General features: G+C 41.9%; 14 protein-coding genes. 13 read left to right on the top strand and 1 reads right to left on the bottom strand.

The window, feature by feature from the left end:
- Nucleotides 1–15: 15 nt before the first annotated feature.
- The 3 genes from G563_RS0111315 to G563_RS0111305 all read left to right on the top strand — a co-directional run bounded on the left by G563_RS0111315 (nt 16) and on the right by G563_RS0111305 (nt 3,013).
- A complete protein-coding gene (locus G563_RS0111315) occupies nt 16–1,422 on the top strand; it encodes a matrixin family metalloprotease (RefSeq protein WP_084650836.1) in 1,407 nt (468 codons plus the stop codon).
- Nucleotides 1,423–1,557: 135 nt separating this feature from the next.
- A complete protein-coding gene (locus tag G563_RS0111310; RefSeq protein ID WP_157585252.1) occupies nt 1,558–2,109 on the top strand; it encodes a hypothetical protein in 552 nt (183 codons plus the stop codon).
- A 202-nt stretch (nt 2,110–2,311) separates the two neighbouring features.
- On the top strand, nt 2,312–3,013 hold the full coding sequence (locus G563_RS0111305) for a response regulator (protein WP_028665416.1): 702 nt from the start codon (nt 2,312–2,314) through the stop codon (nt 3,011–3,013).
- Here the strand turns inward: G563_RS0111305 and G563_RS0111300 are convergent.
- Entirely contained in the window at nt 2,955–4,874 is a 1,920-nt protein-coding gene (locus G563_RS0111300; protein WP_037326550.1) for a sensor histidine kinase, read from the bottom strand. The two genes, G563_RS0111305 and G563_RS0111300, sit on opposite strands and share 59 nt — an antisense overlap.
- 315 nt (nt 4,875–5,189) lie before the next feature.
- Here G563_RS0111300 and G563_RS36925 point away from each other — a divergent pair, with 315 nt between their 5' ends.
- From G563_RS36925 to G563_RS0111245, 10 genes are all read left to right on the top strand, one after another.
- Nucleotides 5,190–6,059, top strand: a complete 870-nt coding sequence (locus G563_RS36925; protein ID WP_028665414.1) for a hypothetical protein — start codon at nt 5,190–5,192, stop codon at nt 6,057–6,059.
- A 47-nt stretch (nt 6,060–6,106) separates the two neighbouring features.
- Nucleotides 6,107–7,423, top strand: a complete 1,317-nt coding sequence (locus G563_RS0111285) for an FHA domain-containing serine/threonine-protein kinase (RefSeq protein WP_051210913.1) — start codon at nt 6,107–6,109, stop codon at nt 7,421–7,423.
- Between the two features lie 88 nt (nt 7,424–7,511).
- Complete coding sequence (locus tag G563_RS34425; RefSeq protein ID WP_037326546.1) at nt 7,512–9,017, top strand: FHA domain-containing protein; 1,506 nt, start codon at nt 7,512–7,514, stop codon at nt 9,015–9,017.
- 25 nt (nt 9,018–9,042) lie between these two features.
- On the top strand, nt 9,043–9,993 hold the full coding sequence (locus tag G563_RS0111275) for a hypothetical protein (RefSeq protein ID WP_157585250.1): 951 nt from the start codon (nt 9,043–9,045) through the stop codon (nt 9,991–9,993).
- Nucleotides 9,959–11,374, top strand: a complete 1,416-nt coding sequence (locus tag G563_RS36920; RefSeq protein WP_084650835.1) for a Stp1/IreP family PP2C-type Ser/Thr phosphatase — start codon at nt 9,959–9,961, stop codon at nt 11,372–11,374. Before G563_RS0111275 ends, G563_RS36920 begins: the two co-directional genes overlap by 35 nt.
- 2 nt (nt 11,375–11,376) lie before the next feature.
- On the top strand, nt 11,377–12,987 hold the full coding sequence (locus tag G563_RS0111265) for a serine/threonine-protein kinase (protein ID WP_037326543.1): 1,611 nt from the start codon (nt 11,377–11,379) through the stop codon (nt 12,985–12,987).
- 20 nt (nt 12,988–13,007) lie between these two features.
- Nucleotides 13,008–13,463, top strand: a complete 456-nt coding sequence (locus G563_RS0111260; RefSeq protein ID WP_157585248.1) for a hypothetical protein — start codon at nt 13,008–13,010, stop codon at nt 13,461–13,463.
- Between the two features lie 18 nt (nt 13,464–13,481).
- Nucleotides 13,482–14,429 carry a hypothetical protein gene (locus tag G563_RS0111255; RefSeq protein WP_157585246.1) on the top strand — a complete coding sequence of 316 codons (948 nt, stop codon included), beginning with the start codon at nt 13,482–13,484 and terminating at the stop codon, nt 14,427–14,429.
- Between the two features lie 21 nt (nt 14,430–14,450).
- The gene (locus G563_RS0111250) at nt 14,451–14,945 is read left to right on the top strand and encodes a hypothetical protein (RefSeq protein WP_028665408.1); all 495 of its coding nucleotides are present in this window, start codon (nt 14,451–14,453) and stop codon (nt 14,943–14,945) included.
- A 31-nt stretch (nt 14,946–14,976) separates the two neighbouring features.
- A complete protein-coding gene (locus G563_RS0111245; RefSeq protein ID WP_037326540.1) occupies nt 14,977–15,930 on the top strand; it encodes a hypothetical protein in 954 nt (317 codons plus the stop codon).
- Nucleotides 15,931–15,942 lie beyond the last annotated feature (12 nt).

The raw sequence follows: 15,942 nt of genomic DNA, 5'->3' as shown, positions 1-15,942 counted from the left end.
TACTTTAGGTACATCATGAAACAATACACCCTTTTTCTCCTCCTTCTATGCTTAAGCCTACTAATGGGTTGTTATGAAAAAATCGAAAATACCCGCCCACGTATTCGAGGACTAAGCGCTTTTCAAAATCAATCTCTCACCCGAAATATTGATGCCTGTTGTCTCACCTATAGCTTTGCCAATTACACTAACCGCCTTCCTATCTTGACACAAGAGGTACTCCTCGAACAAGGCATCATTGGGTGGGCCTTCAACATGGGTAATTTTGCTTTTTCAAAAGGAAAAACAGGCGAAAAAACCGACCTCACAATTCAGTTTGTGAGTCCAGAAATGGTAGAATTCAAAATAGACACTGTACGCAGAGGATGGATTGCATCGCCGGTAGAATCACTTGGATTAGTGCACCGAAAAGAAGATGGCACTTATATATTGTATCTCAATCAAGCGCATGATTGGACAGAAAATAGATTAGGGGCTATTTTATTTCATCAGTTAGGAGTGGTTTTGGGTTTGCCAGTTTCTGATGACCCTCGCTCCATTATGTATCCTTATATGGTAGATTTACCTGTACCCATTATTGATATACAAAGTGGTTATAAAATCGATAGCCTTTACAACAGCACCCACTGTGACAGTTGGCAAGAAATAGGAAAAATTCCCTTTCAGCCTAGTTCCAATCATTCTTATCAAACTTTCAGTACCTACGAAAAAGCCTTTGTGATTGTAAACGGTAGCGAAATGTGGGCATTTGATCCTTTTGCTACACCTCAGTGGAGTTCAAAAACTCCTCCCAATTTTAAGGGAATACCCTTCACAATTTTTGGGGTCAACAATAAAGCTTATGCCATCACTACTCCTAATACAAATCAGCATGAATGGTGGGAATATGACTTAACGTCCGATACCTGGAATCGCCTTAATACCCCCCTTCCCTTTTTTAGTTCCCAACCCTTGATAAGTCATTCGGTCAACGATAAAGGCTATGTTTTGTATACCGACCAAGGTCGTATAAATATTTGGGAGTTTTCGCCTACTACTAAAAATTGGGTTTCAAAAAAATCGTATCCCGTTTTACCAAATACTAGCTTAAAACAAAACCTTTTAGCTACCCATACCCAAAAACTTCTTTTAGTACTTCCACTAGACAATGAAGTAATCCGCTATGACCCCACCACCAATAATTGGATTCAGGACCCTCCTTTTCCGGGGTTTAAAAACAAAGATATACCAAGCATTTTGCTGAGTACCAAGTTTCGTACTTATGCCTACACCCCCTCTCATCAACTGTGGGAGTATGCCCTTCAATGGACTGCATTGACACCGCCTTCCTCCCCTCCCAATTCCGTTTTGTTTGGGCTGTCATTAAAATGTAGGGGTTATCTAATTACCAACGACGGTCGGCAATGGTACTACCGACCCTAAAACAAATTTTGCTAACACTGCCCAACTCTTAAGGTTGGGCATTTTTTTTTGAAAAATAGTCGATTTTTTTTTCGGCTGAGTGATGGAAAATTTAAAGACCAGCATGGTGAAGCGAACCTCAAAACATTCGCAATCATGCTTACCACTAAAATCCTTAAAACCACCGAAGAACTCAATCGCTTCATCACTATGCAACTCGAAAATGGCGGTGCCGAAGTTACCCTCGATTATCTCCTACAAGCCCAAGTCAGAGTACTTTGTCGAAAATCAAATCCCGATATTTGGATAGGCGGCTATGTAATAAGTATCAATCAAAAAAGATACCTTGATGTACTTCCTCAGGATACGCGTCAAGCTATTGAAGATAAGTACCTCCCACCCCACAAAACAGCGGAGATTAGCTGTATTTGGAAAAATCGCGCTCCGCACCAAAAACCCAAGGGTTTCGAGGTAGCCCAACTTTATTGGTTTGCCCTACAAGACGGCATACTCACAGGCCGCCCTATACTTTTAGGCGGAACAGCCCACGAAAAGATTCGCCGCATTCAAATGATTGTGTTCCGGCATTTGGCCTTTTCGGGAGAAGTCAATTTTTATGGCACCTCCCATCATGTATGGATTTACTATTGTACTCGTCTTGAGGTCTTACCTGGCTTTTTAAACTATATTCGGATGTTTCTTTTCTAATTTTTTTAGGCCCTTAACACCCCCTATTTTTGATTAAAACACTGTTTAGCAACGATTTTTCTACCCCAATGTTTTTTGTAGAAAAATCGTTGCTAAACACTTCACTAATCCTAGCAAATTATACTATCTAGATATTTTTTAAAAGTTTTGGTATATCTTCTCAAAAGATGTTATTTTGTTTTCTCCAAACCTTTCCCTACCGATGACCCACTTCAACACCATTCCTGATACATTGCAGGTTCTCATTGTGGAGGACCACTTTGCCACTTCCAACGGTATCGGCCTCTCACTAAGCCAAAATAAAAACATTGAAGTCATTGCGCAGCGAGATACTGTAGAAGAAGCTCTGCTTTTTATCAATAAGTATACTGTCGATATAGTCATCACAGATTTACACCTTGCTACTCAAAAAACGGGCATCGAACTCGCCATGAAACTCAAACAAATCAAGCCTAGCATCAAAATAGTTGTTTATACTTTTGACGAAAACCCCACTCTCATCAACGATGCTATAGCCGCCGGAGTCGATGGTTATATTTTTAAAAGCGACGACGAAGAAGTATTCATGATTGGAATTAAAGAAGTGATACGAGGCAAAAAATTTTTTAGTTCTAGTATACCTCAACTCCTACTCAACTTAGAGCGCCATACCAATCTTCCCCAAGACGAAGAAATCAATCCCGAATCATTCAACCTGACCAAAAAAGAAAAAGAAATCATGGTGTTGATTGCTAAACTAAATTCTAGTGCGACTATCATGAAAGAATTAAATATTGCCCCTACTACTCTTACCACACACAAGCAGAATATTTATCGCAAAATCAACCTTGAAGGCGACGCTGGTATTACTTTTTTTGCGTATAAATATGGTCTTGTGGATATGAGTGAAGTAGGTTCATCTTGATAAGAATCGCCGTACCGCTGTCTTGAGAAGACACAATCTCATAGATCCCCCCAATACTCTCTAGCCGACGACGCAAATTTTGCAGCCCTTGTCCTGTAGAGTGAGCTATATTTTGTGGTATTCCTTTACCATTGTCCCTAATTTGTAATACATAAAAATTGCTTTCGCGGTAGGAAATCAAGGCTGACTCGGTAGCTTCGGCATGTTTGATGATATTGGAGGTTATTTCAAAAACAATATAGTACAATTGCTCTTGCACTCTTGGAAGTAGCTCTTCTTCTTTTCCTCCTAAATGCATCAAAAAATGCACATTGGAAGAACTATTCAGTCGCTGCAATAGCTCTTCCAGCACCCATTTAAGCCCTTTTTCTTCAAACTGCGGGGGACGATAATGATGGGCTATCGTGCGGATTCCTTCTAAAATATTTTTGATAATACTCAGCGCGTCTTTAAAACGCTCCTCGCTCAAAGTTCCGATATATTCTTTATAGAGCTTTTGGATATTTTGGCGCAACATCAGCACCTCATTGGCAAATTGATCATGAAGTAGCATAGCCAATTGCTTACGTTCTTCCTCTTGCGCCTGCCAATAGGAGTTTTCGATCATCGTAATCTGTTCGCGCTGAATGTCTTTAATTTGCTGTTTATTCTTCTGCCTTTCCCACTGAATCTGCATACCTAACCCTATTGAAAGCATGATATATTCCATGAGAGAACCGAGATTGAGAGAATTCATGGCATAGAAACTTCCAGACGGTAGCAGTCCTGAACGTGTCAATAGCAACACTACCCCTCCTGAATAAAGCATAGTAGCGGCCAAAAAATAATAAAGCCCCGGCTTATACCCTTTTTGCGCTCGCCAACTGACGTAAGAAGCCACGATAATCAACCCTCCTACCACCGCCCCAAAGATGAGGGTTAAGGCATTTTTGGAGATTTCGACCCATCCTCCATAAATACTCAACACAACCCCAATCCATGCTATAAATAATACGTTGATGACTTTCATTAGCTTAGGAGTATAGCGAGGTAGATTGAGCATAATGCCATAAAAAGCATAAAACAGTAAAAGCATGATTAAAAAAAGCGTAAGAAAACCGTTGTTGACCATCCAACGGTTTTCGGACCAAAAATACCTCACCCCTATACAACTTCCCCGAGTAAGCTCAAAAATGAGATATAATACCAGATACAAAGCCAAATAAAGATATCCAAGATAGCCGACACTCTTTCGATTTACAAACCACAAAATAGCATGATAGAGAAGTACAATCAGCATCATTCCCATATAAATCCCCCAAAATAAATTGTAAACTTCGGCGTATCGCGTAAAAGTCTTCCCTTCCCAGATAGTCAATGGTAGCAGTACCTGCCCCGCGAGTGGTCGCACTCGTAGGTATATTTCATACGATTGAGCCGGCAAAATAGGCAAGCCAAATACATAATTGTGATACGATAAAGGTCTGCTGTAGCGGCCTCGCCAATCTCCCGCTGCTTGATGTACTACTTTACCTTGTCGATTTATTACGTACAAATCCACCTCAGCATAGGCCGAATACCCCACTTCTAAGAGCCAATTTTTGAAAATATCTTCAGACGTATTCACAACCGACCATTTGAGCCAATAAGAGGAATTAGTAAAACCAAAATTGGGATTGATTGATGAAACCTGACGAAACCCTTTGCCTTGCTTATATACCTGCTCAAACGTTAGTGAGTGTTTGGCATCTTCTAAATAAAACACTTCTCTTCCCAAGGCGTACTCATTAATATTATTTACTAATGATACTTGACCCCAAGCACAACGACCCCACATCATCATACTTAATAAAACAATAACATAAACAAAACGAAAGGGCATAATTGATAAGAGTTGAAAATGATTACAAATATCTAGGGGTTTGAGTTGTCATACTATCGAAATAACAATCAACACTCACAATTTTACCTAGAATAACTTCGACAAAAAATAGGCATTTATAGAATTTATTCGATTTCAAAGGAGGCATTCTTTAGGGACATTTGCATTAAGGAATTCATGATTCCTTACCCAAACCTTTCTGATTGATATTACAGTAAATCCTAAAAAGAAGAATACTGGTCATGGACCAGTTGCTGTAACAAATATGAAGGGTTGCTGCTTGAATTTTGCACAAACCAATCAATATTTTCAATCATGACAATCACTTGCAGTAACTGCGGCTTTGACAACTTATCAAGCGCGCATTTATGTATCAAATGCCACACTCCTTTAGAAGATTCGCATTCCCAAAAGCTATCCGGAAAAATAGAGGTCAAAAAGACCGAACATTCTGCTCCGTCGGTAGCGTCTTCTGCGCCCAATTTTTCAAAAACGATTCTTGGTAAACAAGCTTTTGATAAAGAAGCTTCGCCACTACCTACTCCTGTAGCCGTATCTCCGCCTACGGTTGTGGATGATTTACCAAAAACACCCACCTCTCCCACCTTGGAAGACGACCCTAAAACAATCACCTGTCCTGACGTTGATTGTGGATTTGTCAATATTGCCACTCGTACTACCTGTATTCGATGTCAGCGTGAACTTATCACTCATAAAAACGACACTTCTCTCCCTCAACCTCCAGATTTTGTCATGAACAAACCGCAAACACCCAATTCTACTGAGGAGTCATTCTCTCCAAAACCTCTCATAGGAGGCACCATTGATCCTTACCGAATGAGAATGAGCAGTACAGAAAGATGTTATTTACAACGTATCCCCAAAATAGGAGAAACTATTGACATTCACAGGTCTGAATTTAAGCTCTCTAACGACGAAAGTGTTGTACTCAATCGAGACAACCTTGACTCTACCAACCAGAGCATTACTAGCAAAGCCCAAGCCGAGTTGAGCTTTGAGAATGGCAAATGGTTTTTGATAAATCGTAGCGAACAGCAAACCACCTTTATTCAAGTATCCGAAAAAACAGAAATCAAAGACGGAGATATACTACTGATGGGCGACCGAAAACTCATTTTCAAAACAGAATCGGAAGAAAAAATCCGCCAAATGCAACGAACCTAGTCCATGCATACAAATAACAACCCACGCAACAAACCTTACAAACACCAATGAATGAGATACTTAACAAAAAGTTTACTACTTACCAAACCCCTCATCGGGTAATACCTAAAATAGGAGAATGGATAGACGGTTATCAAATCATTGACTTACTGGGCGAGGGGACATTTGGCATTGTTTACAAAGTAATCAATCGCAAAGAGGAGGCATTTGCCCTCAAAATGATTAAACTTTGGGAGGTAGCCTACGAAAAAGAGCGTTTGCTTATTTTTCAGCGATTCATGCGAGAATTTGAAATTGGCTATCAGAAATCTACGCATTTAGTTCAATCTTTTGATTGTGGAAATGTAGAAGGGAATCCTTACTTTACCATGGAACTCTGTCCCAAAGGCGACTTAACTCAATTTACTGGCAGAGTCATAGAACCACAAAAAATCAATAAAATAGCGTATCAGACGCTCTGTGGGCTACAAGAGCTTCATCAAAGAGGTTTTTTTCATCGCGATCTCAAGCCTAGCAATGTACTAATAGATACCAACGGGAATGCCAAATTAGCCGACTTTGGAATTGCAGGACATAAAAACTCCCGCATGACGGCTCGTAATATCTTTGGCCATGCTCATCAAATTTTTGGTACATGGGCTTACATTGCCCCTGAGCAAGCAAACAATAAAACTGCCTTCAAAGCACTAGATGCCGTAGCCGATATTTACTCTTTCGGCGTGATGATGTACGAAATATTTACGGGTCAGTACCCTTTTGCTCCTTTTCAACTCACAAGCGAAGGCGATGTAGTGGAGTACATAAAAAATGCCGCTAAAGGAGATGCCGAAGGTTTGCGCCAACACTGGAACAAGTTACCCAACAATTGGGGCACAATCATCAAAACCTGCATCGAAGTAGATTACCAACATAAGCGTTATCAGTCGATTGGGCACATCATCAATGCCTTAGGGTATCAGTCTCTTGATATTCATTATCCTAAGCATGATTCCCTCAAAAATGAACTGATATTACAAATCACTTATGGTGAGGAAATGGGTAAAATCTATAATATCTCCCAACTCATGGGCAATAAAAGCGAAGGGATCCTGACCCTAGGCCGTAAAGATGCCTCTATCAAAAATGATGTGGAGATTGTAGAAGTAAGTACCACTTATATCTCCCGCAAGCACGCCACGCTCGAAAAATGGCAAAACCCTAAACAATGGCTTATCCGAGATGGGCAGTTTTGGGATAGTAAGTGGCAACTATCAGTCAATCAAACTTACGTCAATTCCCAATTGGTAGGAGCAGGAGGTAAGGTCATTCATCCTGGCGATATCATCACCTTGGGCGACACGATTCTTAGGGTCGCTGTTCGATAAGTTACTAACCAGTTAGCAACTAGTACCTATACCATATACCTCCTTGTCTACCTCTACTTTTGACTCATCAAAACCCAACCCCAGCCCTATGTCAACGACCGTTTCTCAACCCCGCGCAACCGAAAAGTTTTCCAAATCATTGGGAGGCTCTCTTAAATCCTTGGTAGGTGCTTCAGGAAGAACTTATTTTGTTCTGGAACACAAAACAACTACCCAAAAATACCGCACTGGTCAAACCACCGAATTTATTGGTGATTATATAGAGCTAGGACGGGGTAGCAACTTTGCCGTTGGATTTGGTGACGATTGTACCACCGTCAGCAGACCTCATGCCGCCATTATTCGTAAAGGAGGAGGCTGGGTCATCAAAAGCCTCTCTAAAACCAACCCCACCCTCGTCAACGGCCAATCGCTCAGAGATGAAGTATTGCTCCACAACGGGGACGATATTCAGCTCTCCTACGAAGGCCCTAGGGTAGCATTTCTGACTCCTCCCAACAACTCGGTAAAGAGTATGGGCATGACGATACGCCTCAAAGCAATGGCCAATGAAGCTATTAAACCCTACAAAACAGCGGTGGCAACTTTGGCAGTACTATTGGTGGCAGCGGTGAGTGGAGGGTATTACTTCTTCAACAAAGCCAACAATTTTGAAGACCTCTATGCAAACAGCCAAATTATCAATGAGCAACAAAAACAAGAACTTATCATAAGTAATGAGAAAAGTCAAAAGGCTCAAAAAGAACTTAAAAACACAATTACGTCCTTAGAACGCCGCATTAAAGTAATTTCGGGCTCAACTCCTATCGCTCCTCATAACGATTCCAATGATCAACCAGTCACTACCGAAAACCTCCATCTATCGCAGTTATATCCAAACGTTTATTATATCCGAACAAGCAAAATCATAGTTGAAATTGGTGGGACCCAAAAACAGGTCGAATTTGGAGGGTCGGGTACTGGCTTTTTACTAAGCGATGGGCGTTTTGTGACTGCAAGACACGTGCTAGAGCCTTGGCACTTCATCGCCAATGCGCCCAAAGAATCACAAGAAGAGCTCATAAAGCTCAATATCTTGGCCAACAATGGCGGTAAGATAACTCACTTTTTAGAAGCCTACTCTCCTTCTGGAACTGCGATGCAGATGAGCAGTCAGGATTTCATGCTCAATCAATCGGGCGATGAAACAAAACAAATCACCGCCGACGACGGAACGTCCTTCATTTTACGAATCGCCTCCCTCAACAACGGTACCGACTGGGCCGTCAGTCGTACTTCTCGCAATGGAGGGCTAGACTTCGCCCCAAGCCTCTCTGCTTCCCTCTCAGCCTCTACTCCTTTGTATATTTTGGGCTATTCGTTTGGAATGGGCGTTAACAACCCCAATGACATCAAGCCTCTCTATAATGAGTGTAATGTAGCCAGAGATGGCCTTTCCAACGGCGTAATTTATATCTCTAATCGTGGTTTTGACCAAGGCAATTCGGGCGGGCCAGTTTTTACCAAAACCAACAATCGCTATGTGGTAGTAGGGATTGTATCAGGTGGCGCAGGAGCGCAAGGGTTAGTCGTTCCTATCACCGCTATCAGATAAGTTCACCCTTAAATCAATCATCACTATGTTACGATGTATTTTTTTGTTGCTGCTCACCTCTTTGGCAGCGCAATCCCAAAATGAATTGGATTTAGAAAATCTTTTTTCAAATGATAAAAAACTTTTCCGAATGGCAGTGGATAGCTCTATCTGTATCGTGCGGCAAGACTATGTAATGAAAAGCACCCGTGGCAATGAATACGGACGCGCCGGCAAAAGTTACTTTGGACGGCGCTATACGCTGGGAGTTGTAGCTGATCATAAAATATGGGCACTGACCAGTATAGCTACTCCTTGGATAGGAGACAAGGCGTTTGAGCAATACAAAAAGAATGATACCATTCGCCCTCATTTAGCTTCTATGGCCTTACGCCCTATTTTTTCTACTGAATATCAACCAGAGGAAATATCCCCTATCGAAACCTACGACAGCAGCGGGATCATCAGCTATCATAGAGAAAGCCCCCTGTCGGTGGGTAGTTTTCTCAACACCCAAGAAGGAAATGGATGGCTTGTGGTAGTATCGGCGCGTGACGACCTAAATGTCAATGAAAAAAGTCCCCTTAACGTGGCCGTTTATACCCCAAATCTTAACTTTCAAAATAACGAAAACGAGACTTTGCTGAAACGTATCTCTCTCAAAGACAATGTCATTGGAGGAATTTACTTTGTAGCTACGATTAAGTCAGGCATAATAAGGTACCATGCCGCAGGTATCCTCAAAAACAAAGGCAATGAGTGGTACATCGTTCGGTTACCACAGACTACGCGCCCACAAACCCCTCTTACAGATGAATTGACACCTCTCAAAGGAAAACTGCCTCCGGCTGCCCCGCCTAAAGGTACCGAAGCCTCGCCACCCTCGCCTACCAACGACATCTCAACCGACAAAGAGCCTATAAACAAAAAAAGGGAGAGTAAGAAAAAAGAAACAAAACAAAATGGAAACTCAACTCTACCTCCAAATAACTACTGACATGACGCAAAACGTATTGCAACTACAAATGGTAGCCAAAACCAATGTAGGTAAAGTAAGAGAACACAACGAGGATAATTTTATCGTAACCAGCGATGTAGAGGCCAATTGGGTAGTGCCTGCTCACGCCTACTACAATCCTCCAAATGGCTCTATTATGGTAGTAGCCGATGGCATGGGAGGAACCAACGCGGGCGAAATAGCCTCCAAAATCACCATAGATAGTATTTGTGCTTTTTTTCGAGAAAATATCGCCAAAGAGCGCCCCACCTCCGAACGTCTGGTCAGAGCCATTCAATATGCTCATCAACAGATTTTGGAATATGCCAGCCTCAACCCCGAAACAGAAGGCATGGGTACTACGGTAGTAATAGCGCACATTCTCAACGACCAACTCTACGTGGCTTGGAGCGGCGACAGCCGTTGCTATCTGCTACGAGAAGGAAAATTGTTGCAACTTACCAAGGATCATTCCTACGTACAAACCCTCTTAGACGAAGGTAAACTTACCAAAAATCAAGCATTTTATCACCCTCAGAGCAACGTCATTTTGCAAAGCCTTGGCGATAGTGAACGCCCCCCAGCTCCTGATATTGTGGCCGAAACCCTCTACCAAGACGATGTAGTAATGCTATGTAGTGATGGGCTCAATGCAATGATTGAAGACCATACCATAGAGAATATACTACAAAACCATAATAAAGAGTTAGCGCTCTGCATTGACAAACTCATCAAAGAGGCCAACGATGCCGGTGGTAACGACAACATCACTGTAGTAGTAAATCGAGTAGTAAAAGGGAATACTTCCCCATCAAACGACAACGGTGGCAACAACACGCTGCCCAACCCGCGTTTTCCTGCAAAAAAAAAAATAAGCACTGCCATGTGGATAGCTTTAGGAATGACCTTCGCCTCGGCCGGATTAGCGGTGTGGTATTATCCCGAGCTACAAAAAAAATGGGAAACCAAACCAATAAACACTCCCCCACCCTCCCCCGCGAAAAGAACTGATACTGTAGTAACGCCTACTGATATACCAGAAGTGCCTATACCTATCAGGTCTGAAAACAAAAAACCAGCTGTCAGCGGCAAAGAAACCCGTAGCAAAAATAAAGGCTCAGACACCAACACTGACACAGAACCCGATGATAATTCTACATCTATTGGTTCTCCTGCTCTAGAACCCACCAAAAATAATGACAAAGAAAACTCTACTAAACATAAAAACTCAAAATCTGACGAAAAATCCAATGACAATCGCAAACCCACTCCTACTGAAGCTGCCATCATAAATGAGGTGACAAGCCCAAATACGGATAAGAGCCAATCATTGCCTCCAAAAAAATCTAGCAATAAACCCAATCCCAATAACCTACCATGACAATGCTCAAACCTGGCCAACTCTTTGATAAACGCTATGACCTTGTCAAGCTCATAGACAATGGAGGCTTTGCCGATGTATGGGAAGCCCGCGACAAAGAAACGAGAAACCATACGGTGGCTCTCAAAATATATCCAATGCTTGATGTAGAAGGCATCAAAAATATCGAAGAAGAATACGATGTGCAAAAAGACCTTTCACACTCCAATTTGCTCACGGTTAGGCATTTTGGCAAGGATGAAGAAGGACGCCCCTATTTAGTGATGCGTTATTGTTCGGGCGGTAATGCTGCCTCTAGCAAATATTTAGGCAAATATACCGAACTCGAAATCGCCAAGGTAATGCAAAATGTAGGTGCGGCGCTGGCTTACTTACACAAAGAAAAATTGGTTCACCAAGACATCAAGCCCAACAATATCCTGATTGATTTGCGAGATGGTGAAGAATATATCTTTTTGGCCGACTTGGGATTGAGCCTCAAACTACGTGCTACCATTCGGAAATTTACGGAGGCCAAAAAATCCAACACTAATTCTATCCAATCTGGAATGACTCCGCCCCCCTACCGCGCACCAGAGTTATGGGGAAAAGACAACGTCAATAAACCTCCTATCAAAGCCACTGATATTTGGGCTTTGGGAGCTACACTCTTCGAACTCATCACTGGGGATGTCCCATTTGGGGAGTTTGGAGGACTAAACCAGCTTAGCGACCCTACTCCACCTAGCTTACCGACAGATTTTAAATGTAGCAATGACCTCAACGAAATCATCAAACGTTGTTTGGCAAAAGACCCTTGGGATCGTCCTAAGGCCACCGAACTGGTACAATGGGCTACTAACTTTATCGAAACAGGCCAATGGAACATTCAAGAAAAGCTCATTGTTCCTCCACTCATCACCCCCGAGCCTATTCCTACTCCTATCCCTTCTCAACCTTTCCACGCGAAGGAATGGGCCAAATGGGCCGCCATTATTGGGTTAGGAATATTGGGGGCTTATGGAGTAGATACATTTTGGTTTGGAAAAGAAGCACAACAGGAGGAAGTTGTAGAAAACAAAATACCCGAAGAAAAGGAGAATAAATCTTCTGATAACAACCAAACACTAACACCTCTACCAACAGATACCGCTAAAGTGACTGAAAATAAAAATGCCGCTTTTGTGACAGCAGATTTATCTACAAAAAAAAGAGAAACCGTGGCTCCTCCGCCCCCGAAACCTGCTTCTTCAGCCCCCCAAGTAGATAATCCTCCTCAAAATGCCAACATTCGCATCACCTCTATAAAACGCAGCACCAAGGCCCTGACTGTCAATTTTTTAATGACTCGTACTAAAGATATGACCGCCAACTCCTCCTACGCCATCTACGGCACCGAAAACCCTCAGTATGCTTTTTATTTGAGAGATGCCGCAAGAAATATCTACAAATTAAAAAGCTTAGAGGGAGGCACCAATGGTCAGTCGGTCAGTTGGGGAAGTCGAAAAAACCACGCATTTACCGCCACATTTGAACCAGTACCTAGCCATATCAAAATAGTAGATATCAGAGAAGCCGAAGAGCGTATTCCGGGACAATCCTACTGGAATTTTGGAGGCGTACACTTACCATAAACCATCTATCCCTCATTACCATGCGACACCTACTTTTGGGGCTTTTGCTACTACTAGGTAGTGGCTTAGCTTTCGGTCAAAGAAAATTCAGTTCGATGACTCCCATGATTACTTTGCTGGATACTAAAACAAAAGCATTGGAAAAAAAAGACCGCTACGTGGTCAAATCGCTGCTCGATATCCTACAACGCGACATGAGTGACGCCCGCAATAGCACTACCCATTTCTTTTCCAAAAGCGAGCTATCCAACATTATTGTTTTAGGAGACCCTGAAAAAATATCGGCTTTACAACTACGGCTATACCAACTCAAAAACGACACTTGGTCTTTTGTACGCACTTATAGTGGCAATTCAGAAATCAATACCGCTTTCTCTGCGCCTGAATCTGCTTTTTATAAGCTCGAAGCAATGGCCACTTTCCGTGCAGGTCAAAGCTATACTCATTTTGGCCTTCTCATTGACCAAGAACAATAACCCTAAATCACCACAAAGATGAAATTCCCCGTTCTTTTTTTCTTGCTCGCAGTAGCTACGAGTAGCTGGGGGCAAAAAAATTCAATGAATACCATGAACTCACTCGCCTTGAGTCTTTCCAAAGAATTGGACGGCCCATCAAATGCCGATTTGATACGCTATGAGTCTGGCTTTATGACCGAGCGCTCCGAATCTATCTATGATATTTTGTATCGACCTTTCAAGGCCAACACACACTATGTGATTATTGCGTATGCAGATGCACGTATTGAAGATTTTACATTGCACCTCCAAAAACAAAAACCCGACGGGCAGTGGGAAACCCTCAAAAGTGTGAATGAAAACAAACGCAAACAAGTTTCCAACGACCCTACCAATGCACTGGGAGACTATGAAATACTGAAAGATTTTACCATAGCATCAGACGGTGAATACCGATTGGTATTGATAAGCGACAAAAAAAATAGCCGCTCAGGAAGGTATAGTATATTGATTTATGCTAAAGAAGGAGAGAGTACCGCTACTACCAGCGCCAGCTCTAGCTCTACTGCCCATGTAAATCTTAAAGAAAAAATAGAAGCTACCGGACTGTCCTATAAAGTCACCGAAAAAGGAGATTATCATTTGACGGTAAAGAGAGACGATGGCCGAACACAATTGATAATCATAACTGGAAAAACCCAAACTTATAAAGATATGGAACTGCTTGATATTTGGTCACCTATCAAAAAAATTACTTCTAAAAGCGAGCTGGGCTTTACCAATGGTCTATTCCTTATGGAGCGTAACGAGAGCCTTAAGTTTGGTGCTTGGCAAATTGCCGGCGAAAAATCTCCCTACTTGGTCAATATTTCAATCACGACTTCCACTTCTATCGCTTCGCACGATTTGAAAAAAATAATAGAATTTCTGGCCGAAGAAGCTGATTTACGGGAAAAAGAACTCACCCAAAAAGACGACTACTAATCCTCTAAAATTAATTTTCGCATGAAAAAAGTATTGTTTTTTTTGCTCATAACCTATGCTGGCTATGGGCAAATAGGCGGTAGCCCTGCCGTAGAGTGCGACCCTTTTGTCAAAAAAGAACTTGATACACAAGGAATTGAATACAGCATCACCAAAAATGGCGACTTCAAGATTGTGAGAAAGGTAGACAATGACCGCATTCAAGCGGTATATATCCAATCCAAATCTATGAACTATAAGGGAATCGAAGTGCGAGAAGTTTGGTCTTATGCACGCATCTATGACCGCAAATCAGACCTCAAAGAAAGTGATATCTATATGGCATTGAGCAAAAATGCTACCTACAAGTTTGGTGCGTGGCAAATAGGAAAAGATAATACGAACGCCTATTTCCTAAATTTTTCGGTAAAAACCGCCAGCGATGCGAAAGGTACCACCCTCAAAGACATAATTGATGTAGTAGCTATGCGGGGCGACGAAATCGAAAAAGAACTCACCAACGCTGATAAATACTAAATTTTTAACCCTTTAATAAGACCCAACAATTATGCAATCCAAATTCACTCCCATTGCCAAAATTCTATTTGGCATCACCCTTGGGGTTGGCCTATTTTTTGGCGGTAAATATCTCTTTGGCAAAAAGTCTTCCTCTATGGTGGAAGATACCCCAGCCAATGTAGTAGAGCCTATCTCTCCCTCTGGTTTTAGTTATGCTCCTCCTGAGCCCATCAACGGTACCCTCAAAGGGGTCGTCGAGTTAGGTGCTTCTGGATTTAACTCTTTCATAGTCAATATAGATGCCAACAAAAACTGGAAGTTACAAAAAGCAGATTTTGGCAATAGCTTGGTACTTGAAAATATGGCCACTGATACCGACATACGCGACGGCCTCAAGAAATACATCAGCACGATGCTCGATTTTGGGGTACAAGCTGCTCATATTCACTTTGTAGTAAGCTCGGGAGCAGCCAAAGAAGCCGTTACTCAGAAAATTATCGGAGGTCTAAAAAATTTAAAATATGTAGTCAATATCGTAACCCCCGAACAAGAAGGAGCCTTAGCCTTGGCCTGTGTATTGCCCAAAGCCTACGAAAATGACGCATTTGTAGTGGATATGGGCTCAAGTAACACTAAAGTTTCTTGGAAAAAAGACAACAATATAAATGCTTTTGAAACCTATGGTTCAAAGTATTTTCAAGATAAAACCGACGACGGTAAAGTCTATCAGGAAGTAAAGGACAAATGCGGTGCCATCCCTACCTTCAACCGTAAAACTTGTTTTATCATCGGGGGTGTTCCGTTTAAACTAGCCAAAAAAATCCGTCAAAACAACGAGCGTTTTACCATACTAAATACTCCTGATAAATACACCCTTGAGGAGGCTAAAGATAAAGCGGGACTCAACCTCTACAAAGCGATCAAAGACGCTACGAATACTCCCCAATTTATCTTTGATTGGGACGCCAATTTTTCAATAGGTTATTTATTAAGCCTTAAATAATCCCTAAAAACT

The sequence above is a fragment of the Runella zeae DSM 19591 genome, from assembly GCF_000423565.1.
GTDB lineage: Bacteria > Bacteroidota > Bacteroidia > Cytophagales > Spirosomataceae > Runella > Runella zeae.
This window is presented reverse-complemented; position numbering and strand designations above follow the sequence as displayed.

What these genes read in the sequence shown, in the direction of transcription:
- G563_RS0111315 (WP_084650836.1), top strand. Translation starts at nt 16, where the DNA reads ATGAAACAATACACCCTTTTTCTCCTCCTTCTATGCTTAAGCCTACTA.
- G563_RS0111310 (WP_157585252.1), top strand. Translation starts at nt 1,558, where the DNA reads ATGCTTACCACTAAAATCCTTAAAACCACCGAAGAACTCAATCGCTTC.
- G563_RS0111305 (WP_028665416.1), top strand. Translation starts at nt 2,312, where the DNA reads ATGACCCACTTCAACACCATTCCTGATACATTGCAGGTTCTCATTGTG.
- G563_RS0111300 (WP_037326550.1), bottom strand. Translation starts at nt 4,874, where the DNA reads ATGCCCTTTCGTTTTGTTTATGTTATTGTTTTATTAAGTATGATGATG.
- G563_RS36925 (WP_028665414.1), top strand. Translation starts at nt 5,190, where the DNA reads ATGACAATCACTTGCAGTAACTGCGGCTTTGACAACTTATCAAGCGCG.
- G563_RS0111285 (WP_051210913.1), top strand. Translation starts at nt 6,107, where the DNA reads ATGAATGAGATACTTAACAAAAAGTTTACTACTTACCAAACCCCTCAT.
- G563_RS34425 (WP_037326546.1), top strand. Translation starts at nt 7,512, where the DNA reads ATGTCAACGACCGTTTCTCAACCCCGCGCAACCGAAAAGTTTTCCAAA.
- G563_RS0111275 (WP_157585250.1), top strand. Translation starts at nt 9,043, where the DNA reads ATGTTACGATGTATTTTTTTGTTGCTGCTCACCTCTTTGGCAGCGCAA.
- G563_RS36920 (WP_084650835.1), top strand. Translation starts at nt 9,959, where the DNA reads ATGGAAACTCAACTCTACCTCCAAATAACTACTGACATGACGCAAAAC.
- G563_RS0111265 (WP_037326543.1), top strand. Translation starts at nt 11,377, where the DNA reads ATGCTCAAACCTGGCCAACTCTTTGATAAACGCTATGACCTTGTCAAG.
- G563_RS0111260 (WP_157585248.1), top strand. Translation starts at nt 13,008, where the DNA reads ATGCGACACCTACTTTTGGGGCTTTTGCTACTACTAGGTAGTGGCTTA.
- G563_RS0111255 (WP_157585246.1), top strand. Translation starts at nt 13,482, where the DNA reads ATGAAATTCCCCGTTCTTTTTTTCTTGCTCGCAGTAGCTACGAGTAGC.
- G563_RS0111250 (WP_028665408.1), top strand. Translation starts at nt 14,451, where the DNA reads ATGAAAAAAGTATTGTTTTTTTTGCTCATAACCTATGCTGGCTATGGG.
- G563_RS0111245 (WP_037326540.1), top strand. Translation starts at nt 14,977, where the DNA reads ATGCAATCCAAATTCACTCCCATTGCCAAAATTCTATTTGGCATCACC.